The organism is Mycobacterium sp. IDUB_39 (genome assembly GCF_055419205.1).
The window spans coordinates 1,098,608-1,121,994 of record NZ_JBVAXF010000002.1; the positions used below are offsets into that span (position 1 = coordinate 1,098,608).

At 65.0% G+C, this 23,387-nt stretch carries 20 protein-coding genes and 1 pseudogene; 5 read left to right on the forward strand and 16 right to left on the reverse strand.

Features of this window, described 5'->3' with window-relative positions:
- Nucleotides 1-7: 7 nt before the first annotated feature.
- From gmd to ACZY0X_RS11440, 10 genes and pseudogenes are all read right to left on the reverse strand, one after another.
- Nucleotides 8-1,033, reverse strand: coding sequence for a GDP-mannose 4,6-dehydratase (gene gmd / locus ACZY0X_RS11395; protein WP_463770355.1), 1,026 nt, complete (start codon nt 1,031-1,033; stop codon nt 8-10).
- An 85-nt stretch (nt 1,034-1,118) separates the two neighbouring features.
- Nucleotides 1,119-2,366 (reverse strand): glycosyltransferase, encoded by a 1,248-nt coding sequence (locus tag ACZY0X_RS11400; protein ID WP_463770357.1) that lies wholly within the window; start codon nt 2,364-2,366, stop codon nt 1,119-1,121.
- Between the two features lie 7 nt (nt 2,367-2,373).
- The gene (locus tag ACZY0X_RS11405; protein WP_463770639.1) at nt 2,374-3,951 is read right to left on the reverse strand and encodes a sugar transferase; all 1,578 of its coding nucleotides are present in this window, start codon (nt 3,949-3,951) and stop codon (nt 2,374-2,376) included.
- Between the two features lie 216 nt (nt 3,952-4,167).
- A complete protein-coding gene (locus ACZY0X_RS11410; protein ID WP_463770359.1) occupies nt 4,168-5,592 on the reverse strand; it encodes a KamA family radical SAM protein in 1,425 nt (474 codons plus the stop codon).
- Nucleotides 5,589-6,977, reverse strand: coding sequence for a flavin monoamine oxidase family protein (locus tag ACZY0X_RS11415; RefSeq protein ID WP_463770361.1), 1,389 nt, complete (start codon nt 6,975-6,977; stop codon nt 5,589-5,591). Before ACZY0X_RS11415 ends, ACZY0X_RS11410 begins: the two co-directional genes overlap by 4 nt.
- On the reverse strand, nt 6,974-7,195 hold the full coding sequence (locus ACZY0X_RS11420) for an acyl carrier protein (protein ID WP_241403895.1): 222 nt from the start codon (nt 7,193-7,195) through the stop codon (nt 6,974-6,976). Before ACZY0X_RS11420 ends, ACZY0X_RS11415 begins: the two co-directional genes overlap by 4 nt.
- On the reverse strand, nt 7,192-8,697 hold the full coding sequence (locus tag ACZY0X_RS11425; protein WP_463770640.1) for an AMP-binding protein: 1,506 nt from the start codon (nt 8,695-8,697) through the stop codon (nt 7,192-7,194). Before ACZY0X_RS11425 ends, ACZY0X_RS11420 begins: the two co-directional genes overlap by 4 nt.
- A gap of 66 nt (nt 8,698-8,763) precedes the next feature.
- Nucleotides 8,764-8,838 (reverse strand): annotated as a pseudogene (locus ACZY0X_RS11430) (hypothetical protein); the annotation flags it as partial.
- A gap of 85 nt (nt 8,839-8,923) precedes the next feature.
- Complete coding sequence (locus ACZY0X_RS11435; protein WP_463770363.1) at nt 8,924-9,823, reverse strand: glycosyltransferase family 2 protein; 900 nt, start codon at nt 9,821-9,823, stop codon at nt 8,924-8,926.
- 396 nt (nt 9,824-10,219) lie between these two features.
- Nucleotides 10,220-11,041 carry a LuxR C-terminal-related transcriptional regulator gene (locus tag ACZY0X_RS11440; protein WP_463770365.1) on the reverse strand — a complete coding sequence of 274 codons (822 nt, stop codon included), beginning with the start codon at nt 11,039-11,041 and terminating at the stop codon, nt 10,220-10,222.
- A gap of 443 nt (nt 11,042-11,484) precedes the next feature.
- Between ACZY0X_RS11440 and ACZY0X_RS11445 the strand changes: the two genes are divergently transcribed.
- The gene (locus ACZY0X_RS11445; RefSeq protein WP_463770367.1) at nt 11,485-12,108 is read left to right on the forward strand and encodes a GIY-YIG nuclease family protein; all 624 of its coding nucleotides are present in this window, start codon (nt 11,485-11,487) and stop codon (nt 12,106-12,108) included.
- Here ACZY0X_RS11445 and ACZY0X_RS11450 read toward each other — a convergent pair.
- Both ACZY0X_RS11450 and ACZY0X_RS11455 read right to left on the reverse strand, forming a co-directional pair.
- Nucleotides 12,092-13,681 carry a class I adenylate-forming enzyme family protein gene (locus tag ACZY0X_RS11450; protein WP_463770369.1) on the reverse strand — a complete coding sequence of 530 codons (1,590 nt, stop codon included), beginning with the start codon at nt 13,679-13,681 and terminating at the stop codon, nt 12,092-12,094. The two genes, ACZY0X_RS11445 and ACZY0X_RS11450, sit on opposite strands and share 17 nt — an antisense overlap.
- A gap of 3 nt (nt 13,682-13,684) precedes the next feature.
- The gene (locus ACZY0X_RS11455; RefSeq protein ID WP_463770371.1) at nt 13,685-14,647 is read right to left on the reverse strand and encodes an AIM24 family protein; all 963 of its coding nucleotides are present in this window, start codon (nt 14,645-14,647) and stop codon (nt 13,685-13,687) included.
- Between the two features lie 83 nt (nt 14,648-14,730).
- Here ACZY0X_RS11455 and ACZY0X_RS11460 point away from each other — a divergent pair, with 83 nt between their 5' ends.
- Both ACZY0X_RS11460 and ACZY0X_RS11465 read left to right on the forward strand, forming a co-directional pair.
- Nucleotides 14,731-14,943, forward strand: coding sequence for a hypothetical protein (locus tag ACZY0X_RS11460; protein ID WP_241403903.1), 213 nt, complete (start codon nt 14,731-14,733; stop codon nt 14,941-14,943).
- Between the two features lie 68 nt (nt 14,944-15,011).
- Nucleotides 15,012-15,584, forward strand: a complete 573-nt coding sequence (locus tag ACZY0X_RS11465) for a hypothetical protein (RefSeq protein WP_463770374.1) — start codon at nt 15,012-15,014, stop codon at nt 15,582-15,584.
- On the opposite strand, the gene ACZY0X_RS11470 is transcribed toward ACZY0X_RS11465, so the two are convergent.
- From ACZY0X_RS11470 to ACZY0X_RS11480, 3 genes are all read right to left on the reverse strand, one after another.
- Nucleotides 15,581-17,743: a molybdopterin-containing oxidoreductase family protein gene (locus ACZY0X_RS11470; protein ID WP_463770376.1), complete on the reverse strand. Its 2,163-nt coding sequence runs from the start codon at nt 17,741-17,743 to the stop codon at nt 15,581-15,583. The genes ACZY0X_RS11465 and ACZY0X_RS11470 overlap by 4 nt on opposite strands.
- Before the next feature lie 142 nt (nt 17,744-17,885).
- Nucleotides 17,886-19,775 (reverse strand): ABC transporter ATP-binding protein, encoded by a 1,890-nt coding sequence (locus ACZY0X_RS11475; RefSeq protein WP_463770377.1) that lies wholly within the window; start codon nt 19,773-19,775, stop codon nt 17,886-17,888.
- Nucleotides 19,772-21,508: an ABC transporter ATP-binding protein gene (locus ACZY0X_RS11480; RefSeq protein WP_463770379.1), complete on the reverse strand. Its 1,737-nt coding sequence runs from the start codon at nt 21,506-21,508 to the stop codon at nt 19,772-19,774. The genes ACZY0X_RS11475 and ACZY0X_RS11480 overlap by 4 nt, the downstream gene beginning before the upstream one ends.
- 211 nt (nt 21,509-21,719) lie before the next feature.
- Here ACZY0X_RS11480 and ACZY0X_RS11485 point away from each other — a divergent pair, with 211 nt between their 5' ends.
- Both ACZY0X_RS11485 and ACZY0X_RS11490 read left to right on the forward strand, forming a co-directional pair.
- Nucleotides 21,720-22,223, forward strand: coding sequence for a DUF3558 domain-containing protein (locus ACZY0X_RS11485; RefSeq protein ID WP_463770642.1), 504 nt, complete (start codon nt 21,720-21,722; stop codon nt 22,221-22,223).
- A gap of 56 nt (nt 22,224-22,279) precedes the next feature.
- Entirely contained in the window at nt 22,280-22,801 is a 522-nt protein-coding gene (locus tag ACZY0X_RS11490; protein ID WP_463770644.1) for a DUF3558 domain-containing protein, read from the forward strand.
- Nucleotides 22,802-22,824: 23 nt separating this feature from the next.
- On the opposite strand, the gene ACZY0X_RS11495 is transcribed toward ACZY0X_RS11490, so the two are convergent.
- Nucleotides 22,825-23,319 (reverse strand): SixA phosphatase family protein, encoded by a 495-nt coding sequence (locus ACZY0X_RS11495; RefSeq protein WP_463770381.1) that lies wholly within the window; start codon nt 23,317-23,319, stop codon nt 22,825-22,827.
- Between the last annotated feature and the right edge of the window lie 68 nt (nt 23,320-23,387).

Here is a 23,387-nt window from a genome sequence, read left to right on the forward strand (position 1 = left end):
CGTTGTGCTATTCCCAGTCGACCAGGGCCGGCTTGTCCACCCACGGGGTTCCCGCGCACCGCAGCGCCGCGATGTCGGCGTCCACCATGATCGCGGCGAGGTCGGGCCCGGACACCTCCGCTTTCCAGTGGAGCAATCGGGCGGCCTTGGAGGCATCCCCGATTAGCGCATCGACCTCAGTGGGTCGAATATAGTTCTGGTCGAATCTGACGTGGTCCTCCCAGTTCAGCCCCGCTCGGGCGAATGCGATTCGGACGAACTCCCGCACGGTATGCCCCTGGCCGGTCGCCAGAACGTAGTCATCGGGCTCGTCGGCCTGGAGCATGCGCCACATACCTTCCACGAACTCGGGCGCATAACCCCAGTCGCGCACGGCATCTAGATTGCCGAGGAACAGTTCGTCTTGCATTCCGGCTTTGATCCGAGCGACGGCGCGCGTGATCTTCCTGGTCACGAAGGTCTCACCGCGCCGGGGTGACTCGTGATTGAACAGGATCCCGTTCACCGCGAACATTCCGTAGGCTTCACGGTAATTCTTGGTCACCCAATAGGAGTAGACCTTCGCGGCGCCATAGGGCGACCTCGGGTAGAACGGTGTGGTCTCACTTTGTGGGGGAGGGGAGGCGCCGAACATCTCAGAGCTCGACGCTTGGTAGTACCGGCATGACAGTCCGGCTTGTCGCACCGCTTCCAGTAGTCGGACGCAGCCCACACCCGTCACGCTTCCCGTGTGCTCCGGCTCGTCGAACGACACCCGCACGTGCGATTGCGCTGCGAGATTGTAGACTTCGTCGGGATTGATCTTGCTCAACAGCATCGACAGCCGGGCACCGTCGGACATGTCACCGTAGTGGAGAAACAGCCTGGTGCCGGGGAGGTGCGGGTCCTGGTAGATGTGCTCGACCCGGACGGTGTTGAATGTCGATGCCCGCCTGATCAGGCCGTGAACTTCATAGCCCTTGGATAACAACAACTCGGCCAGATAGGACCCGTCCTGTCCGGTGATCCCGGTTATCAGTGCCACCTTGCTCATATTCTCCCCCTTGTGATTCGACTGTCTGAATTGAATGTTCGTGTCCATCTCGGGCATTCCACTGATTTCGGGAATGCCCACTCCCTCATGCCTTCTGCGTCGCCAGCATGCGCTGAATCCAGTGGTCGAACTTGTCTATTGACGCCGCCTCGCTCAGTTCGGCTGCCGCGTACTCGATTCCGTTCGCCCCCAACTCCTTCCGAAGACTGGCATCTCTGCCGAGCGATGCGGCTGCCTCGATGAGGCATGCCGGGTCCCCTCCATCGACCACGATCCCGGCTCTGGAGCGTCGGATCTCCTGTGCTGCGTTGCTTTCCGAACTGACCGCAGCCACCACCGGCGTGCCACTCTGGAAGTACGAGGTGAGCTTACTTGGTATCGACATTTCCGAGACGCCGGGCTTTTCGTTCACGAGCAGGATGTCAGCGGCTTTCAATGCAGCCACATAGTCGCCCTGTGGCAGTGGGTCTCGGATCTCCAGATGATGTGTTTGACGTGCCATCGCCTCGAGCGTGCATCGCTGATTCCCATCGCCCATGAGAACGAACCGCAGGTTCAGGTTGTCGTTGTCAGCGACCTGAGCGGCGCGGATCACGTTTTCGAGGCCCTGTTTGACACCCATGTTTCCGGCGTGCAGAACTACCGTTTCGTTGTCTGCCCAACCGAGGCGTCCGCGACTCGTGGCTCGATCGCTTTCGTCGGTCGACTCAACGTGAGTCCAGTTCCTGATCGTCGTGATCTTGGCAGGGTCTGCCTGGAGTCTCTGTACCAGCTGATTCCGGAACTGGCTGTGCGCCACAACGATGCCATCGGCCTCCCGCATGACCCAGCTCTCCAGCTTGCTGGCAAGTCTGGCTGCGCCGGATCCCGCATCCTGCGTCTCACTCAGACCGACTGCGTAGAGATCCTGAACCCAGACGCCGAGTACCGGACGGCGCCCGACGGACACGCGACGGCGCAGACATTGAGCGGCCGTCGAGATCAGTGCCGGCGTTGTGCAGATAACGACGTCGGGCTCGTGCCACCGCGATCCGACACCGCGGACGCCGAAGGTAGCCTCCATGAGCAGGCGACGCAGGTTCGACGCTCGTTTTGGAACCGAGTGTCGAACCCGCTTGATGGACACGCCGTCCATCGTCTCCATCGATGTCCATTTCCAACGATATTCAGTCGGCACCCGCCACTCCGGGTAGTGAGGCATTCCGGTGACGACATTGACCCGGTAGCCTCTGCTTGCCAGACCGCGGCACAGACCAGTCGTATATGGCGCAATACCAAAGGGTTCGGGAGCATAGTTGATCCCCAGGACCGTCACTGATGGCTGATCGTCCATGACAACCTCAGTACGCGCCGGAACGACGGAACACTGCTCTCAACGTCTTGGCGATGAGCAAGACGTCCTGAGTCATGGACCAGTTGTCGACGTACGAGAGATCCAGGCGAACGGACCTCTCCCAGGAGAGATCGGATCGGCCGCTCACCTGCCACAACCCTGTTACGCCTGGTTTCACCAACAGCCGACGCACCAGATCGCAGTCGTATGCCTCCACCTCGCGTCGTAACGGTGGCCGGGGACCGACGACGCTCATCTCCCCGCGTAACACGTTGAGGAACTGGGGCATCTCGTCGATGCTGAACCGCCGTAGGAAACGACCCACTGAGGTGATGCGCGGATCGTCACGGATCTTGAAAAGCAGACCGTCACTCTCGTTGGCGTTCAACAGACTTGCCAATTGCTTGTCGGCATCCTTGACCATGGTGCGGAACTTCATCATCGAGAACGGCTTCCCGTCGATGCCAATCCGTTCGGACGAATAGAAGATCGGGCCACGGCTGCCGATCTTGATCGCGATCGCCGTGCCAATCAGCAACGGCAGGGTCCCGATGAGAGCCGCCGAGGCGAAGCAGATGTCAAACGCCCGTTTCTGGAATCGTTGTGCGCCGAGATACTGAGGTTTCTCTATGTGCAACAACGGAAGGCCTGCGATCGGACGCATCACGAGACGGGATAGCGCTACGTCCATCACGCCGGTCGAGACGACGAGGTCAACTCCAAGCGGCTCGAGATCCCAAATCAGTCTTCGGATGCCCTGGACACCGAAGTGTTCCGTTCCAGCGATGGCGACGGTGTCCGCACCACAGGTGCGGATCGCCTCCAACACCTGGCTCTCCCCGCCGATGATCGGGATGTCCGCACCGTGCACGGTGATCCGTTCGCCCCGCGGAGGGCCATAACCCGGTACGCCAACTCCCACTACGCGATAGCCGTCCACCGCATTCTGGGTCAACTCGTTGGCCAGATTCTGCACTGCGTCAGGCTCACCGATGGCCAGCACAGCGGTCTGGTAGCCACCGTCTGCCCGCTTGCGCGCCATATGGCCACGCCAGAACAGTCTGCTCAGCAGCAGACCGAGGATCCCCGCTGGAAGCGCGACTGCCAGGTAGCCACGCACGACGTCGACCTTGAGGAGCAGCGTGACGATCGCGATCGCACCGAAGGTCCAGAAGGATGCGGCGATCACCCGCCGATACTCCTCGATACCGGAACCGATGACTCTCGGAGAGCGAGTGTGGAATGCGGCGAGGGCGAAGAGCCACACGACGATGAAGACGGCGGAGAAGCCCGGTACGAGGTACTTGAAGTCCCCAGCTGCTGGTGCGGTGGTTCCGAATCGAATGTACTGGGCCAGAACCACACCCACGCAGACAACCAAGGTGTCGGTCAGCCGCAACTGGGCCGCGTATCGCCGTTGCCAAGTGGTGCGTGCGAATACCTCGCTCGGTATGAGTCTTTGTGCGGCAGCTGCGACGCGACCGTTGGCGACTTCAGGTTGCGGTGGGACTGTGACTGTGTGGTCAACAGCTGTCGGATGTCCGTTCCCATTGGTGGAGCGAAGGCCGACGGGTCTGATCTGCATCTCGGTCTGTTGCATCGTTCTACTCCAATCCCACGAAATTCGCGGCGAGAATGCCGTCGCCGCGTGTGCGGCGTTCAGGCAGGCTGAATCGGACCAGCGGGCCGACAGTCGTCCATGTGGGAAGGTGCTCGCTCAGACCAGCCCGGTTGTGTCCAGTCAGCGCCGGGGCCGCTGAGCGCCGTCTCGCGCATTGCAGAGCATTCATCGCCATCGCCATCACCCGGCCGAAGCCTCGGTGTCACTGGCACAGTCGCGTGCTTCTTGCCACCACGCTTGCCCCGACGCCGGCAGGCTGTCGATCGGGTCGTAGAAGGGGTAGACCCGGTTCAGGACATCGCTGTCCGCGCCGTCCAATACGGTGCGGTAATTCTTGGTCCAGTAGGAGATGCCCAGGTTCCGGTCGTAGCGGACTACCTGGTGGACCCAGCGCTTGCCGACGAAGGGAACGTCGCAGACGATGCGCGGTGTCGCGAAGCCGGGCAGATACCCCATGATCGACAACTGCAGCTGCTGGGCTTGCCACAGTGGGGTGCGCCAGTGTTCGGAGTTGGGGATCATGTCACACATGTAGAAGTAGTACGGCAGGATGTTTGCCTCGCCCTGAAGTGCGAAGCACAGGTCGAGTAGGTCGTCGGCCGTGGCGTTCACCCCTCGCATCAGCACTCCCTGGTTGCGCACGTCGCGCAGCCCGGCGTCGAGCAGGGCCCGGGTCGCTTCCGCCACCAGGGGAGTCACCGACTGGACATGGTTGATGTGGGTGTGCAGCGCCAGGTTCACCCCGCGAGCCGCGGCAATGCGTGACACCCGGCTGACTCCGTCGACCACGTTCGACTGCAGCCAGTGCTGCGGCAGCGCGGCCAGCGCCTTGGTCGCCAATCGGATATCGCGGATCGTGTCGATCTCGAGCAGCTGCGTGACAAACGATTCCAGCCGGGGCCAGGGGACGTTGGCCACATCACCGCCGGAGACGACGACATCACGGACCGTCGGTGTGGCTCGCAGGTAGTCCAGAATTCGGTCCTGCCGGTCGGCCGGTCGCAGCGTCAGCTTGGCCTTGCTGACCGTTGGTGTGGAGTTGCCGATCAGATCCATTCGGGTGCAGTGGCCGCAGTACTGCGGGCATGTCGACAGCATTTCGGCGAGAACCTTGGTGGGGTATCGATGCGTCAGCCCCTCGACTACCCACATGTCGCTCTCGTGCAGTGAATCGCGCTCGGCGTAAGGGTGTGAGCCCCATGCCGGTTCGCGATCGCTGAGGACCGGCAGCATGTAGCGCCGAATCGGATCCGCATAGAACGCCTCGGTGAGGCTGCGGCGTCCCGGTATGACGTGTGGCGCGATGGTGTTCAGCATCTGGGGCGGCAGCAACATGGACATGGTCGCCTGCTGCTGCTGATCGTCGGCCAGATCGGCATAGAACCGCTCGTCGAGAAGTTCCCCCACCACGGCACGCAGCTGACCGATGTTCTTGATCGAGTGCGCGCGCTGCCACTGCGGATCTCGCCAGTCAGATTCGGTGACCGTCGCCCAGCCTGGGTACCGTCGCCAATCCGGCTCGGACAATTCGTTGCGCACATAGCTATACGGCTGGTCGGCGACGGCAGTGAAGCCGGCCTGTCCGGGTTCACTGAGCGTTGTCATTGGGCCAGAACCTTTCGCGAAGTGGTCGCCGGTTCGGCGCCCTGGATCAATTCGGTCGCGACACGTCGACCTGACCGAATCGCGCCCTCCATCAGCCCGAAGAACTCCAGGCTGGTTTCGGTGCCCGCCCAATGAACGCGGCCATGGGGTTCGGTGAGCGTCGGTCCCAGCCGCAACCAGTCGCCGGGTCCGAACAGGGCGGCATAGCATCCCCTGCTGTACTGCTCGGCCAACCAGTCAGTCACGGTGCACTGCGTCGGTGACGGCAGCTCAGGAAAGAGTTGACGGGTGTGGTCCAGCACCGCCTGCCTCTGCTGGCTCGGCGACAGCGCGGAGAACGCTGACGCCTCTGCACCGGTGACGAAACCCGTGAGTACACCCGCCGATTCATCCGCCGGAGAATCGTCGACGGTGGACAGCAGAGGCCCGTTTGCGCTCACCGACCATCCTGACAACCCGTGCTCACGCCAGATCGGAGCCGGATAGCCAAGGTGTACCTTGACTGCGCAGCCGCGGCCAGTGACCGGTGTCGCCCGTGGCCTGCGCAGCGCAGGCTGAAACTCGATCTGCTGGGCCAACAGCGGCGGCACGGCGACGACGACTCGGTCGGCGCGATACTGCGAGGCCTCGCCGCCGATGGTCGAAGCGCAATGCACAACCACCTCATTGTCGTTCTGGACGATCGCAGATACCGGATGTGCCAACCGCACTCGTTCACCGAGCCGTTCGGCGAGTGCCTCAGTCAGCAGATGTGCGCCGCCATCGATCCGCCACTGCTGGGCGCCGCCCTCGAAGGCGTTGAGATAGCGGATCCCACCGCCAGACCGCAGATAGAAGGCCATGTGCAGAACGGAGATCGCGGCTGGATCGGCTGCCATCATCTCGCCAATGAAAAGCGGGAAGAAGGTCCGCGCGTCTGGATGCTCGACCTCGTCGGCTAGCCAGCGTGCGGCAGTCAGTCGGTCGAGGCGTTCCGCATCCTGGCCTTGCCAAGGTGCATCCGGCCGGACCTGCCCGACGAGGTCCTCAAGCCGATCGAACAGGTCGCCGAGCGCGACCGCGTCCAGCGGTGGCACGCGACTCGCGGTTGTGGTCCGGCGGCCCGACAGGAGGAACGTGCTATCGCCGACCATCGCTGTGGAGGCCAGGCCAAGTCTGTGCTCCCGTAACTGTTCGAGCAGCTCGGTGTGCCGCACCCCCAGATAGGCGGCACCCCCGTCGGCGACGACACCCTCTGATATCGGGATGCCGTGCATCCGGCCGCCTACCCGATCACGTGCCTCCAGCACGGTCACTTCCGCGCCCGCCGCTGCCAATTCGACAGCTGCTGTCAGCCCGGACAGGCCGGCACCAACGACGATGACACGCATGGCTTGCCCGTTCATGACACCCCGGCCGCAACTTTGTCGAACAGACCTGCTGCAGAGGGATCTTCGATGAAGTCCTCCCATGACAGCTCTGTTCCGAAGTCCCGTGCGATCGCGCTGAGCACCCGGGTGGCCAGCAGAGAGTCACCGCCGAGGTCGAAGAAGTCGGAGTGCGGAGTCACGTCAATGGTGTCGAGGACCCTGCGGAAGATCTGGACGATGTGGCCGGCGCTCATTGGACTGTTCCTTTGCTGTCGTTATCCGCTGCGGCACGCTGGGTTGCTGCACGATCAACTTTCCCGGTCGACGTGTAGGCCAGCGCAGTAACGAATTTCACCTGAGTTGGTACGAACTGACTGGGTAGGCGCTCACGTAGGTAGCGCTTCAGATCGGCGGGAGTGGTGGGCTCGGCCGCCACGATGTATGCCGTCAATGCCGTACGCCCGAGTACTCGTTCGCCCAACACGACGGCTCCCGTGACGGCGGGGTGGGTGTTCAACTGCACCTCGACCTCGGCCGGATGTACGCGCACACCAGCGACCTTCACCTGTTCGTCAGCGCGGCCTCGCGAGTACAGCAGACCGTCCGCGCCACGGGTGACCAAGTCACCGGTGCGAAACCACCGTGTTGGCCCGAATCCGTAGTCTGCGACCGGGAATCCGGCGGCGGTGATATCCGTCAGACCGAGGTATTCGGTGGCCAGGGCGGGCCCCGACACCAGCAGCTCACCCTCATCGGTGACCTGATCGAGTACGTGGGGGAGCGGACGCCCGATTGGTGCCTCGGCGTCGGTGGAGGAGACTTCAGGTTCGGTATCGGGACCGGACAGGTGCACCGCATGGGTGATCATCGTGGTTTCGGTGCAACCGTAGGTGTTGAGCAAGCTGACATGCCCGGTGTCGAGATCACGCCACTGCCGCAACCGGGTTGGATCAACCCGCTCGCCGCCGATCACCACCAGCCGGACGCTGTCCGGAAGTGCCGTGTGCCCCTCGTCTAGGAAGTACACCAGTTCGTGCCAGAACGCGGTCGGTAGGTCGAGGACGGTGACTTCCCGTTCCTCCAGCATCCGGACGAAGCGCGGGAACGAGCCGGAATGGGCCTCCTTGTCGAAAACAAGAGCCGCGCCGGCAGTCAGCGCCGGCAGAATCTCCTCCAAGCAGGTGTCCCAGCCAAGCGAGGCGAATTGGAGCACACGGTCATCGGGGGTGAGCGCGAAGAGGTTGCGCAGCGCACGCACCGTGACGGTGAGGGCGTGTCGCGAGACCACCACCGGCTTAGGTACCCCAGTGGAACCGGAGGTGCACAACACGTACGCGGGATCGGTGCGGTGCCATATGGGCTGGGGCAGTACTTCATCCGCAGATACGGGATCCCCATCGAGGATCTCGACCCGTGGGTCCGTCGGTTCACGCGGGTCATCGCCTACCGTGATCAAACGGTCCAGGCCTAGTACTGCGGCGATGGCCTGTTGGCGGGCGGCCGGAAGCGCGGCGTCGACCGGGCAGTAGGTGGCACCGGCCTGCAGTATCCCAAGCAGGTGCTCTGCCACCGCGGGGGTGTGCGAGACCAGGGCACCGATCAGACTGGATGGCTCATCGGCGGCGATATGACGTGCCCTGTAGCGCGATGCGGTGAGACGGACCCGCTCTGTGAGGTCTTGATAGGTGATGGTGGCCCCGTCGTGCACGATGGCGGGGCGGTGCGGATAGTTTCGAGCAGTGGCGACAAAGTCCATAACCACGTCGCCGACGAAATCGGCGCCGGGCGAGGCCTTGTGTCCGGAGCGATCCGCTTCCTTCTGATGCCCTTTGGCCAAGAGACGGTCGGCCAATGTGGATCCGATGAATCCGGTGGCGCTGGTGACGGGTGCGCGCATTGCGGTCAACCTCCTGTTCGGGCGAAATCAATGGGTATGGGGCAAGTTCCGTCGATTGACGAGAATCGTCTGGTCTGGTGTCTGCTCATCTGGGCGAAGTTCGTGCGAGCTGCTGGGCGCCAGTGCTTTTCGGTGGAGGCGGCGTGACGGGTCCCAGCACTTCGGAATGGTGACTGCGTACGACGGTGCGCAACACCCTGATGCCATTACGGATGGCATGGAGGTTCGACTTTCCCGATCTCCGCGACATTTCCAGACTTGGTACCTCCACGACCCGCAGACCGACCTGCACCGCGCGGACGGCCATTTCCGCCTCGATCTCCAATCCGGTCGCCGTGAGCGAGAGCAGATCCAGATAGCGGCGGTGAAATGCGCAGAAGCCGTAGCTCAGATCGGTGAGTTTGGTGTCGTAGAGGGTGTTGAACACGGTCAGCACGAACCGGTTGCCGAGCCGACCGGAATGTGAGCTGTCCAACGACCCGCCGCCCACGATGAACCGTGAACCCTTGACGAAGTCATATCCGTTGGTGAGAAAGTGCAGATAGTGCCGAATCTCCTGCGGCGTCATACTTCCGTTGGCGTCCATCACCACGATGACGTCGCTGGAGGCGGCCAGGAAGCCGGTCCTGAGCGCACTGCCCTTGCCGACGCCCTCCTGGGATATCACCTTGATGTCGGGACGGGCGCTGCAGGCGGTGATCAGCGTCGCGTCAGTCGAGTTTCCGTCGACCAGGATGATCTCGCTGACCTCGTCGGCGATCTGCTCGAGGAAGCACGCGATGGTCCGTGCCTCGTTCCTAACCGGGATGACCAAGCTGACGGTCGGTGGTGAGGAGGTCGGGCGGGTTCGCTTGGTGCGTCGGCTGCCCGTAGTCGGTGCGGGCTTTGCCACCCTGACCTCGACCGTCCCGCTCGCCAACTGAGCTGGCGAGGGCCGGTCGTCGAATCCGTTGTGCTTGTATTCGTCCGGGCTCCGGTCAGCCATGATTTGACTGCAATCTGGTGTCGGTGCTCGGCAATAGACTTTTGTCCATTGATTCCCCCCAATTCTTTTGAGATCACTGCACTGCGATCGCCTTTGCGAGTTTCGTGGGCTTGTCGACATCGCGGCCGAGCGTCAGGCCGAGAGTTCGGTCCAGGAACGGGAGTGGCACAACAGCTTCGAGCCGCCCCCCAGCGGCAGCTGTGCCGTCCACAACCGAGCCGCAGAGCACCGAGAACGATCGGTGATCCGAATTCGCCACCGCTGCTGCGCAATCCGCTGACAACAGCGACTGGCGTCCGGTACTACGGGCTACCTTTGAGAACACTCACTAACTATCAGGCGCTGTGCGCTCGGCGTAAATGGACCAGCGGAGCGAACTTTTCGCTAGTCCCCGGTCTAGTTCCCGTCGTCATCGTCGGTGTATCGGATGGTCCTCGAGAGTGCCGCCGCCTCGGCGCGTGTGCTGACGCCCAGCTTCTTCAATAGGCTGTGCACGTGGTTCTTCACGGTGTGAACCGCGATGCAGAGCCGCGATGCGATGTCCCGATTTGAGAGACCGACTTCCAGCATCCTTAGGATCTGGGCCTCCCTGGCTGTGAGAACTAGTTCCTTGGCCGGCGGTGGTTGGCGTTCGGCGGCGAGTGCGGATAGCCGGTTCAGCAGAATCGCGGCGACGCGAGGTGAACATGCCGACTCGCCGGCAGCAATCTTGCGGATCAATCCGAGCAGGTGGTCGAGCGACTCGGTACGAGTGTGGTACGCGGCCACGCCCGCCTCGGCGCAGGCGACGATCTCCGATTCGTTGTCCTCGGAGACCCCCAGAACGATCACCCGAGCGGCAGGGCTGATCTGCAATGCCGTCTGGAGCAGCGTCAGGTTGTCTCGAGTTCCGATATTCAGCAGGACGACGTTCGGTGTGGTGCCGTCGAGTGCGTGGACCAGTGATGGCAGATCCCAGGCCACGCTGGGGGCTGCGATCCCGTTCGCCACGAAGATGTTGGCGAGATTTTCGCGATAGAGCGTGCAGTCGTCGATGATCAGAATGCGGGCGTCAAGCAGGGGATCGCGGTCCTCCGCCAGTCCCCAGCCCATTGACCCTCGCCCTGCGTCCGTCGACACCTTGTCCCAGGTGACGAGGTCACGGGCACCTCGCGAGGTCAGCTGAGTGGGAACCACGCGGTGCTGACCGTTGGTTGCGTGCTGCCTCCAGATGTCCATCGCCGGAGGCAGCGGCCCAGGCGGTGGAACCCCCGTTTTATTAACGTTTGCTAATTTTTCACTATCCTGTGTTGTTTCCACGCCCGTACCACCCTCCCCGTGGTTAAAGCTTCCCCCGTGCGTGCATAACACGCTGCACCATTGTTACCTGCGATATCGCCTGTTGTCACCCGGAGCGGCGTGTTTGTTTGTGTTCGGGAAGTTTGCCAAATCTGCAACACCTGGGACGTGCGCTGTCCATGCGCCGTGGGCTGGCGTTTGACACGGACCTGTAATACCCACGCAATCGTTGTCTGGACTGACCCCGAACAAAATGCATGCCTGTCGCGGCCGACAGTCGGCTCGCCGAGCCTGGCAGCCAGTGAGGCGGTGCTCGGAGTTCTCGGGTGAGGCCGCTCTAAGCTGGGTGTTCAGGATTCACCACGAACACGATCGGAGGGCGCATGCCTAAAGGGCGAAGCGCCAACAGCCCCGCGGACTTTCTTGCCGCCCGGCCGCACACACGGGAGGAAGTGTTCAGCGATCCGTGCCCGGTGCCCGACGCGCCCGGCGCCAATGGCTGGTGGTTTCGCACAGTGCCCGCGGACATCGACGTGTCGGGGTGCGAGCAGCGCGACGGGCTGACGTTGCTCTACGTCGGTATCAGTCCAACCCGCCCCCCGGTGAGCGGGAAGCCGCCGAGCACGCAGGATCTGCGCAAGCGCGTGAAGTACCACTTCGGCGCGGCAAACGCCGACGCCGAGGGGTCGACGCTGCGCAAGACGCTGGGCATCCTGTTGTCCGATGAACTCGGTTTCAAGCTGCGTCGGATCGGCAATGGCGACAGGCGCACATTCGCCGGCGGAGAAGCCGTCCTGACCCAGTGGATGGCCGAGAACGTCCTGGTGTCGTGGGTGGTTCACCCCGAGCCGTGGTTCCTCGAGGAGAAGTTGATTGCCGCCCTCGACCTGCCGCTCAACGGCCAGGAGACCAACAAGGCCAACGCGTTCTACCTGGAGTTGAAGCGTCTGCGGCGCGCAGCGATGAACAACGCGAACAAGCAACGCGTGCTCAAGGAGTGGTCTTAGCGCCGAACTCGCGAGCCAGCGTCTTCTTGTCGACCTTCTCTCCAGCCAGGGTGGGCAGCGGCGCGGTGCGGATCTCCCACCGGGTCGGGACCGCGAAGTACGACAGCGTGCCCGCCGCATGACGCTGCAGCTCATCGGCAGTCGGAGGATCGGCATCGATACGGTGCACGACCACCGCCACGAGTTCCTCACCGAGGTCGGGGTGCGAGATTCCTAGCGCCGCGACCTCGACGACGGCCGGATGCGTGGCGATCGCGGCCTCGACGTGCGGGCAGGCGATGTTCTCGCCACCGCGTATGACGACGTCCTTGCTCCGGCCATCGATGAAGAGGTAGCCGTCCTCGTTGAGGTGCCCGAGATCGCCGGTGTGCAGCCATCCGTCGGCATCGACCGTGTCATCGTCGGGCATCCCGACCCGGACACCCACGTAGCCGTTCATCACGGTGGGCGAGCGGGCCAGTACCTCGCCCACGCCCTCGGAGTTGGGGTCGGCGATGCGGAGTTCGACGACGGGGTAGGGGCGGCCGACGGTGCCCGGGTACGCGGCGAGGTCACGCGCATCGCCCGCGGTGAGAAACCCCCCAGCCTCGGTCATGCCCCAGGTGTTGCTCAGTCCACGCTGGCGGAGGTTGGGCAGTTTGGTGCGGATGCGGTCGAGCAGGTCGGTGGTGACAGGTGCGCCACCCAACGGCCAGGACTTCAGGCTGCTCAAGTCGTGGGACTCGAAGTCGGGGTGTGCGAGAAGCCGGCTGGCCATGGTGGGTACCGCGCCCCAGATCTGAATGCGCTCGCGCTCGATGAGGCGCAGGATCTGGCCGGCGTCGAAGCGGCCCTCGGTCATGACGATCTTGCCGCCGGTGAGGAAGTGCGTCAGCAGGCTCGACAGGCCGCCGACGTGAAACATCGGTGTGGTGGCCAGGCTGACCGCCTGCGGCGACTCGGCGTCGAGCAGATGCGGGAACCGCCGATTGCGGGCGAGGATGTTGTGCTGGTTTCCGATCACCGAACGGCGGGATAACTCAACGGCTTTCGGCATCCCAGAGCTGCCCGATGTGAAGAGGACAAGGGCGGGGTCATCGCCGTCGGTGTCGGGTGCGGGCACGGTCTCGCCCGCCGGGGCGTCGAACGCTGCGCGCAGATCGGCCAGCGGACTGCACGGTGCGTTGACCGCCATCGCGGTATCGGCCAGCACATGGCGCGGCGCCAGAAGGTCGACGGCATGGTCGATCTCGGTGGCGCTCCACCATCTGTTGGCCAACACCGGTACGGCACCGCAGCGCCACGTGGCCCACAGCGCGACGATCCACTCCGGGCTGTTGTAGCCGAAGATCATGACGCGGTCACCAGCCCCGACGCCCAGCGACGTCAGCGTCGGGCGGGCCGCCTCGACGGCATTGCGAAAGGCGCGGAAGGAGATCCGTCGCTCACCGTGCACCAGAAATGTGCGATCGGTCCACACGGCCGTCGCCGACAACAGGTCGGCAAAGGTCGACGGACCCTGGTCGTAGACCAGGCCATCGTGGCCGCCGAACGCACCCGCGCGGACCTCTGTACCCCATACGGGACCCGGCATCGGTTACTGCGCCGGAATCTGGAGGCCCTCCGAGGGCTGCACGATCACGAAACCCTGCCCGTGGAAGGCCACTTGGAGTGCCTCGCCGGAACCGCGGCCGATCAGGGCGCCTGCCTTGAAGCTCGTCTTCAGCTGGGTCTGCAGATTCGCTGACCATGCGACGACGGCGTTGGTGTCGGCGAATGTCGGCGCCTCGGCGGCATTGAGCACGACGGGCGGGCCGTCGGTGGTCAACGCCACCCAGCCGGTGCCTCGTAGCGTCGTGTTGAACAGGCCGCCGGTCGCAATGCTGCCGCCCTTGACCCGCTCGATGTTCCAGTCGAGGCTCGACGAGAAGGCGAGCACGTTCTTACCGCTGATCGACAGGCCGGAGTTGTTGAGGTTCAACAGGTGCACGTCGTGGGCCTGCTCGGCCAGGAACACGTCGCCCTGACCCTGGCACCGCATCAGCGGCAGACCCTCGCCGGTGAAGGCCTTCTTGAGGAACTTGCCCGCGCCACCGCCCTCGAACGCGAAGTCGACATTGCCCTGATAGGCGACCATCGACCCCTGCCGCGCCATGAACGGCTCGCCGAGCCGTACCCGCAGCATCCTCGAGTTCTGGTTCGCGATCGGCTTGGATTCCTTCTCACTGAAGCGACCGTCGACCAGATCGCCGGTGATCCCCGCGAAGCCATCAGCTCCACCGACGGCAGCGGCCTGCGGTGCCGAGTACTGCTGGCCGCCCTGCTGTGCGGCGTAGTCCGTCTGCTGCGCCGCATGCTGCGCGACGTGTTGTAGGGCGGGCTCCGCGTGCTGCGCAGCGGGCTGGCCGCCCTGGGCGGCCTGGGGTGCGGCGCCCATCGGTGCGGTACCGACCTGACCCTGCTGGGAGACCTGATCGCTCCACTGCCTGCCGTCCCACCACCGGTAGTCGAACCGGCCCTCAGGGTCGGGCTGCCAGCTGCCAGTTCCTGGTCCAGTCATTGTTCGCTCCTCGGATTGATCGCCAGTGTCGAACACGTCGTAAGACAGTATGGCAAGGGCTCTTGACCTGGCATCCTTGCGTGATGGGAAATGAAATCGACCCGGTGCGCGCCCAGAGTGCACTCGCGGTCATCAAGCAGCACCCGGGCATGGTGTTGTTCCTCACCACGCCGGCGCTGCTGGTGGTTGGCGTGGTCTGGCTGCTCACCGGCAGTGCGGCGTGGGCGGGTCTGCTCCTAGTCGCGCTCGTTCTGGGCGGCGCCGGCCTGCTCTACGCGGGCATGAAGCGGCGCTGACCTGACCGCTGCGTTCGCCCTGGGAGAAGTGCGCCCTCTGCGGTCTGTAACGGTGTAATGATGTAATCATGAGACAACATCATCACAGCGGACGCCGCCGCCCGAGCGGGTCCGGAGGCTGGCAGCAGGCAGAACAACCCGACGCGGGGGACGCAGGAGACTGGATCGCGGGGCGTCTCCCAGAAGCATGGTTCGACGGGGATCCCACGGTCGTCGTCGACCGTGAGGAGATCACCGTCATCGGTCGCCTCGCCGAACCCGATGGCGAGGAGACACCGGCCCGGGCCTCCGGGCGGGCCGCAAGGTTCCGCGAGGAGACCCGCTCGGAGCGCATGCGGATCGCCGATGAGGCCGAGGCCCGGTACGGCCGAAAGGTCGCCTGGGGTGTAGAGGTCGGTCCGGATGACACCCCGGAGCGAATCCTGTTCACACACATCGCGGTTCCCGTGATGACCCGGCTCAAACAGCCGGAGCGTCAGGTGCTCGACACCCTGGTCGACGCGGGCGTGGCGCGGTCGCGTTCCGACGCGCTGGTGTGGTCGGTGCGGCTCGTCGGCGAGCATGCCGATGAGTGGCTCGGCAAGCTGCGCGAGGCGATGACTGCGGTCGATGATCTACGTGCCGAGGGGCCGAACGTCTAGACCCGTGCCAGTCCGACGTAGGACTCACTCAACGTCGAGGTCTGCGACAGCGGATCGATGGAATCACCGTCGACCAGCAGGTTGCGGTTGACGCCGAAGGACTCTGGCGCCGAGCCGCCGCGGGGATCGAATATTCTTGAGCCCCAACCGTGGTCGATCACCACAAGTCCCCGGCGCAGCCGCGGCGACAGCGACGCGTCGAGTTCGATCGAGCCCACGGCCGAGAACACCCGAACCCGGTCACCGTCGGCGATGCCGAGTGATGCCGCGTCCGAGGGGTTGACCAGCACGTCGTTGTGCTTGCCCGCCGGGTGCAGACCCGGCAACTCGTTGAGCCACGAGTTCATCGAGTGCCGGTGGCGGCGGTTGCCCAGTTGGAATGGATAGCCCTCCGGCGCAACGGGAGTGGTCGAGGTGAGTAGTTCCCGCGTCCGCGCCAGGAACTCCGGCGGCGCGGCGTGCACGCGCTTGTCGTCGGTACGAAGTGACTCCCTGAAGTGCCCGTACTCCCTGGGGCCCAGCACCAGGCCGTGCGGATTGTCGATAACGTCACGCCACTTGAGCCTGCGGCCGTTGATCTTTCGCGACGTCGCGATCAGCAGCCTGTCGATCCAGTGCGGCGTGAAGGCCAGGCTCTCCCGACGCGTCACCGACGCCAGCCGGCGCGTGGCCGTGATGAAGCCGTTCAGCCCCCTCGCGTGAAACAGTGGTCTGCGCATCGCGATCGCGAGGTCGACCCAGATCCGCCACTCCTCGCGGGCACCAGGCGGCGGTTCGACAGCCTTGACGCCGTACTGGACGAAGGGCTCGTCGTGCATGCTGCTGGTGAACGCGGGTAGATCGTTGCGCTCCAGCCAGTGCACCGCGGGCAGCAGCCAGTGTGCGTGCCGGTGGCTCTCGCGTTGGACGAAGTCGACGACGACCAGGAGCTCCAACTCGGCGAGGGCCGCATCGAGTTTGGCGCCGTCGGGTCCCGAGATCACGGGGTTGCCGCTGTTTATCACCATCGCCTTGATCTGGCCGGGACCCGGGGTGGTGATCTCATCGGGCAGTTCGCACAGTGCGTGGGCGCCCGCGACCATCGGGCGGTCCCGCAGGCGACTGCGATGGCTGCCCTGCTTGGCGAGGTCGAACATGCGCAGGGCGTCGACATAGCCCTGTTCGAAGCGCCGACCACCGGGCCGGTCCATCCGGCCGGTGATGACATTGAGCACGTGCCCCAGCCACTCGCCGATGGTGCCCGCCTGGTGCAGGGAGACCCCGGTCCGCGTCACCACCATCGCGCCGGGTGCGGCCGCGAAGTCGCGCGCGATCCGCTCGATCTGCGCGCGCGGCACCTCGCACCGGGCCGCCAAGTCGTCGAGATCCGCCTCGCCGACCAGCGCGCGCAGCTCCGGGACGCCAGTGGCCAGGTCGCGGCAGTCCTGCGCGTGTTCGAGGCCCTCGTCGAGGATCACCTTGACCATCGCGAGCAGCAGCGCCCAATCCTGGCCGGGGCGCACCGCCAGGTGTATGTCAGCCCTCTCCGCGGACTCGGTGGCCACGGGGTCGACGACCACGATGGTGGCGCCACCCTTCTGGCGCTCCAGGGCGCGACGCCATCCGCCGGGCACCGTCTCGAGCCAGTTCCACGCGCTGACCGCGGGGTTGGTCCCCACCAGCAGGAAGTAGTCGCAGTCGTCGATGTCGGATACCGGTGACATCAGCTGGGAGCCGTACATCGCCTCCGACACCACGTGCATGGCGTTCTGGTCGACCGACCCCACGAAGTAGCGGCTGTGGGTCCCGACGGCGTCCAGCCAGCCGTTCATGAACACGATGTTCGATGACGAGAAACCCGACGGATTGCCGTAGTAGACGCCGATCGCGTCAGGGCCGTCGGCGTCGATCAGGGTATTCATCCGGGTGGCGATGTCGGAGATCGCTTCGTCCCAGGTGGCCTCGACGTAGGTGTCACCGACACGACGCATGGGATTGAGGATCCGGCGAGGGTGTTCGACGAGCTGATTGGCGGTGCGCCCCTTGGCGCAGAAGTCGTGCCAGCTGTGCGGGTTCTGTTTGTCCGCCGCGATCTTGGTGATGTGGTTGCCCTCCACCGTCACCTCGATGCCGCACGCCGCGAGGCAGTACCTGCAGAACGTGTGCACGGTGGTGCTCATATCGCCATAGTGCCCGCACTGCGCCCGGCGGATCCGTCGATTGGCATTGAGCACACCGCTCACTTCCTGGGATTTCGGCGCGTTTTCGTTCGCTCAGCGACGGTTGACGCGCCGAAGTCGCACGGGGTGGCGCCGTCAGGCGTCAGGCCCGGGTCATGGCCCAGTATTCGCCGTGGCGTTCCAGCAGTTCCGCGTGCGTGCCCCGCTCGACGATCTGGCCTGCCTCCATCACCAGGATCTGGTCGGCGTCCCGGATCGTCGAGAGCCGGTGCGCGATGATGAAACTCGTTCGGTCGCGGCGCAACTCGGCCATCGCCTGCTGAATGAGCAGCTCGGTGCGGGTGTCCACCGAACTGGTCGCCTCGTCGAGGATCAGCAGGTCCGGCTGGGCGAGGACGGCCCGCGCGATCGTGATCAGCTGCTTCTCGCCTGCACTGATGTTGGCGCCGTCGTCGTTGACGACGGTGTCATAGCCGTCGGGCAGCGTGTGGACGAACCTGTCGACGTGCGCGGCCCGCGCCGCGGCAACCACCTCGTCGGGCGTGCAGTCGGGCTTGCCGTAGGCGATGTTGTCGTAGATCGTGCCGCCGAACAGCCAGGTGTCCTGTAGCACCATCCCGATCCGGGACCGCAGGTCTCGTCGGCTGAGCGACGCGATGTCGACACCGTCGAGCAGGATCCGCCCGGAGTCGACCTCGTAGAACCGCATCAGGAGGTTCACCAGCGTAGTCTTGCCCGCCCCGGTGGGGCCCACGATCGCGACGGTGCTGCCCGGTTCGGCGACCAGCGACAGGTCCGAGATCACGGGAGTGCCCGGTCGGTAGGCGAACTCGATGTGGTCGAACTCCACGCGCCCGGCGCCGCGATTGCCGCCCGTCGGCCCGGTGGGGTCGGGTGTCTCCTCGTCGGCGTCGAGCAGGTCGAATACCCGCTCCGCGCTGGCGATTCCGGACTGCATCGTGTTGTACATCGACGCCACCTGAGTCAGCGGCTGGTTGAACTGCCGGACGTACTGGATGAAGGCCTGGATACTGCCGAGCGTGATCTGGCCCGTCGCCACCTGCAGGCCGCCGACCACCGCCACCGCCACATAGCTGATGTTGCCGATGAAGCCCGTCACCGGCGCGACCAGTCCCGACAGGAACTGCGCGCCGAAGCCGGCCTCATAGACATCGTCGTTGAGGTCGCGGAACCTCTCCTCGGCCAGTGCCCGGTGGCCGAACGTCTTGACGACGGTGAAACCGCTGTAGGTCTCCTCGATGTGCGCGTTGAGCCTGCCGGTGTTGCGCCACTGCGCCACGAAAAGCCGCTGCGAGCGCCGCGCGATGACGCGTGTGGCGAACAGTGACAGCGGCACCACCACCACCGTGATGAGCGTGAGCAGCGGTGAGATCGTCAGCATCATCACCAGCACCGCGACGATCGTCAGAATCGACGTCAGCAGCTGGCTGATCGTCATCGACAGTGATGACTGGACGTTGTCGACGTCATTGGTCACCCGGCTCAGGACCTCGCCACGCTGCCGGGTGTCGAAGTAGGACAGCGGAAGTCGGTGCACCTTGGCCTCGACGTCGGCGCGCAGCGAAACCATGGTGCGCTGCACCGCCACGTTGAGCAGCCGCGCTTGAATCCAGACCAGCAGCGCGGCGACGAGGTACAGGCCGAGCGCGAGCAGCAGCGTGCGCCCCACCGCGTCGAAGTCCACCCCGCGGCCGGGAACGACGTTCATGCCCGAGAGCAGATCGGCGAACGTCGTGTCGCCGCGCGCCCTGGCGGCCTCGATGGACTGTTCCTTGGTGATGCCTGCCGGCAGTTGACGACCGATGACACCGTTGAACAGCAGGTCGGTGGCATGTCCGAGGATGCGCGGGCCGATGACGCCGATCGCGACCCCGACCACGCCGAGCGACAGCACCGTCAGGGTCAGACCGCGTTGCGGCGTGAGCCTCTTGACCAGGCGGATGGCCGTTCCCCGGAAGTCTCGGGTGGGTTCGTTCGGTGTCGTCAGCACCGAGCGCATCGGGCGGGTCATCGCGCGTCCCCCACCGCGATGGCCTGGGAGTCGGCGAACTCGGCGTAGATGGGGCAGTCGAGCAACAGCGACGCATGGGTGCCCACACCCACGACGGCGCCGTCATCGAGGACGATGATCTGATCGGCCGTGGCGACCGTCGAGATGCGCTGGGACACCACGACGACGGTGGCTCCCGCCGACACCTCGCCCAGCGCCTCCCTGACGCGGGCGTCGGTGTGGACGTCGAGCGCGGAGAACGCGTCGTCGAACAGATAGATGGCGGGTCGACGGATCACCGCGCGAGCGATCGCGAGCCGCTGCCGCTGCCCGCCCGAGAAGTTGATGCCACCCTGGGCGACCGGCATCGCCAGGCCCTCGGGGTGGGCGGCGACGAAGTCGGCGGCCGAGGCCACCCGCAGCGCCTCCCACATCTCGTCGTCGGTCGCGTCGGACTTGCCGAATCGCAGGTTGTCGGCCACCGTGCCGGAGAACAGGTAGCCCCGCTGCGGCACCAGCCCGACCGCCGACCACAGCACCTCGGTGTCGTAGTCCCGAACATCGACGCCGTCGACCGTCACCGATCCGCCCGTCACGTCGAACAGTCGGCACAGCAGCGACACCAGCGTCGACTTTCCCGAGCCCGTCGACCCCACCACCGCGGTCGTTGTACCCGGCTGGACCGTGAACGAGACACCTTGCAGCACCGGACGATCAGCCCCGGGAAAGCGGAAGGTCGCGTCGGTCAGGGTGAGTTCGCCCCGCAGCGTCGACGGGCGTCGGGGATCGGCGGGGCTGGTGACGCCCGTCGTGGTCGACAACACCTCTGAGATCCGTTCGGCGCACACCGCAGCGCGGGGCAGGATCGCCAGGACGACGGTCACCAGCAGGACCGCCATCAGGATCTGCATGAAGTACGACAGGAAGGCGATCAGCGAGCCGACCTGCATCTGCCCGGCGTCGATGCGCATGCCGCCGAACCAGATCAACGCCACGCTCGACACGTTGATCACCAGGGTGGTGATCGGGATCATCAGCGCCTGCCAGCGGCCCACCGTCAGGGCCGTGTCCGACAGTGCCTGGTTGGCGTGCCCGAACCGGGCCTGTTCGACGGGTTCGCGGCCGAAGGCGCGGATCACCCGGATGCCGGAGAGTTGGTCGCGGAGAACGCGGTTGATGCCGTCGATCAGCCGCTGCATCTGCCGGAACAGCGGCAGCAGCCGCGACACGATCCAGTAGTTGGACAGCGTCAGCACAGGGACGCTCACCAGCAGCAGCCATGACAGGCCGGCGTCCTGGTGAATCGCCATGGCGATACCGCCGATGCTGGTGATGGGCGCGGTGATCACCATGGTGCACGTCATCTGCACCAGTACCTGGATCTGCTGGACGTCGTTGGTGGTGCGGGTGAGCAGTGACGCGGTGCCGAACCGGCCGGCCTCCTCGGCCGACAGTCCCGTCACGTGGTGGAACATCGCGCCGCGCAGGTCGCGGCCGAATCCCATACCCGCGCGCGATCCGTAGTACACCGCGCCGACCGCACACAGCACCTGCAGCGCGGTGACCCCGAGCATGACGCCGCCGAGTTCGACGATGAGCGCGGTGTCACCCTTGGCGACCCCGTCGTCGATTATCGCGGCGTTGATGGTCGGCAGATAGAGCGATGCCAGAGCGCTCACCATCTGCAGCACCGCCACGACAGCGAGCAGACCGCGGTACGGCGCGACGAACTGCCGCACCAGGGCCCAGAGCATCCCGTAACTGTCGCATACCTTCCCGCGCTGGATCAGGACCGACGCAGCGCTTGTGAGACAGCCGAAAACGCCAGGTCAATCGGCATGTCGTCAAGCGTGATTCTCGGCTGCCGCTACAGTTGCGTGCGTGACTGGACGACGCGCCGACCGCCGGGCCGGGTCTCGTGGCGGGCGAAGTACGAAGGTGCTGGCCGCAGCGCTCGCGGCTGTGATGCCGATATTCGCCGCCTGCTCGAGTTCGGACGGGTCTAGTGGACCCGAAGTGCCCTCGACGCCGGCGCCCGCCGCCAACATCAAGCACGGGCCGCTGTTCCCCGAGTGTGGCGGCATCAGCGACCAGGTCATCGGTCAGCTGACGGAGATCCCAGGTCTCGTCAACACCGCACGCACATCGGCAGGTTGCCAGTGGCTCGCCGGTGGCGGCGTGCTGGGGCCGCACTTCTCGTTCTCGTGGTTCCGGGGCAGCCCGATCGGCCGCGAGCGCAAGACCGAGGAACTCTCCCGCACCAGCGTCGAGGACATCAACATCGAAGGACACGACGGCTTCATCGCACTCAATGACGACCCGACACTGGGTGTCAGCCTCTGTGAGATCGGCATCCAGTTCGATGACGACTTCATTGAGTGGTCGGTCAGCTTCGCTCAGAAACCCTTCCCGGACGCGTGTGAGGTCGCCAAGGAACTCACGCGCCAGTCGATTGTGAACGCGAAGTGAGGCCCGCGGGCGGCAGTCGCCGGGCCAGCCGCAAAGTCGGCGCCGGAGTCTTCGCCGTGTTCGCGGCGGTGACCGTGCTGCTCGGGCTGCAGGGTTGCACCCGCGCCGTCGAGGGCACCGCGGTCATCGCGGGCTCGGGTGACAACCCGCGCAACAACGACTCGGAGAAGAAGTACCCCAACCTGCTCAAGGAGTGCGACGTCCTGACCCAGGACATCCTCGCCGAGACAGTCGGTGCCGATCCGCTCGACATCCAGAGCACCTTCGTGGGCGCGATCTGCCGGTGGCAGGCGATGAACCCGGCGGGCCTGGTCGACATCACGCGCTTCTGGTTCGAACAGGGCAGCCTCGACAACGAGCGCGAGGTCGCCGCGCACCTGAAGTATCAGGTCGAGAACAGGTCGATCGCCGGCGTGCCGTCAATCGTCATGAAACCCAACGACGCCAACGGCGCGTGCGGTGTCGCCAGCGATGCCGCGGGCGTGGTCGGCTGGTGGGTCAACCCGCAGGCACCCGGTATCGACGCGTGCGGTCAGGCGATCAAGTTGATGGAACTGACGCTCAACACCAACAACTGAGGCAGCTACCGAGGTTCGTCGCGTTACCGAGGAATATGGAACGCGATCAGCGCCGCGCCGCGCAAGCTCAGATGACTCCACGGTCCGTTGGTCGTCAACATCGTGATCGCCGACGTGGGGTACTTCGAGGCGACCTCGCCGACGGCTTCCGCATCGCTGCCCGGTCCGGCGAGCCCGAGCGCCAGGGCTGACACCCCTGGCTCGTGCGCGATGACCAGGAGTGTGGACACGCCGGGGTCGACACCGTTGATCACGCCAAGCAGGGTGCCGGGTGCGGCGTCGTAGATCGTGTCGACATAGTCGACCGGGGCTTCGATGCCTGCGCGATCCAGCGTCTGTCTGGTTCGTGTTGCTGTCGAACACAGCACGGCATCCACCGTCGGGGCGTGCTCACGGATCCAGTTGCCCGCCAGTGGCGCCTCGCGGATACCGCGCTCGGCGAGTGGACGGTCATGGTCGGCCACTCCACTGGGGTAGCTCGACTTCGAATGTCGCAACAACAGCAGCGTCCGGGTCATATCGGTAAAAGTAGCCCGACCGGTCCGCCGAGTACATGCCGATGGAGGTCCGCAGTCTTGTCGGAGCA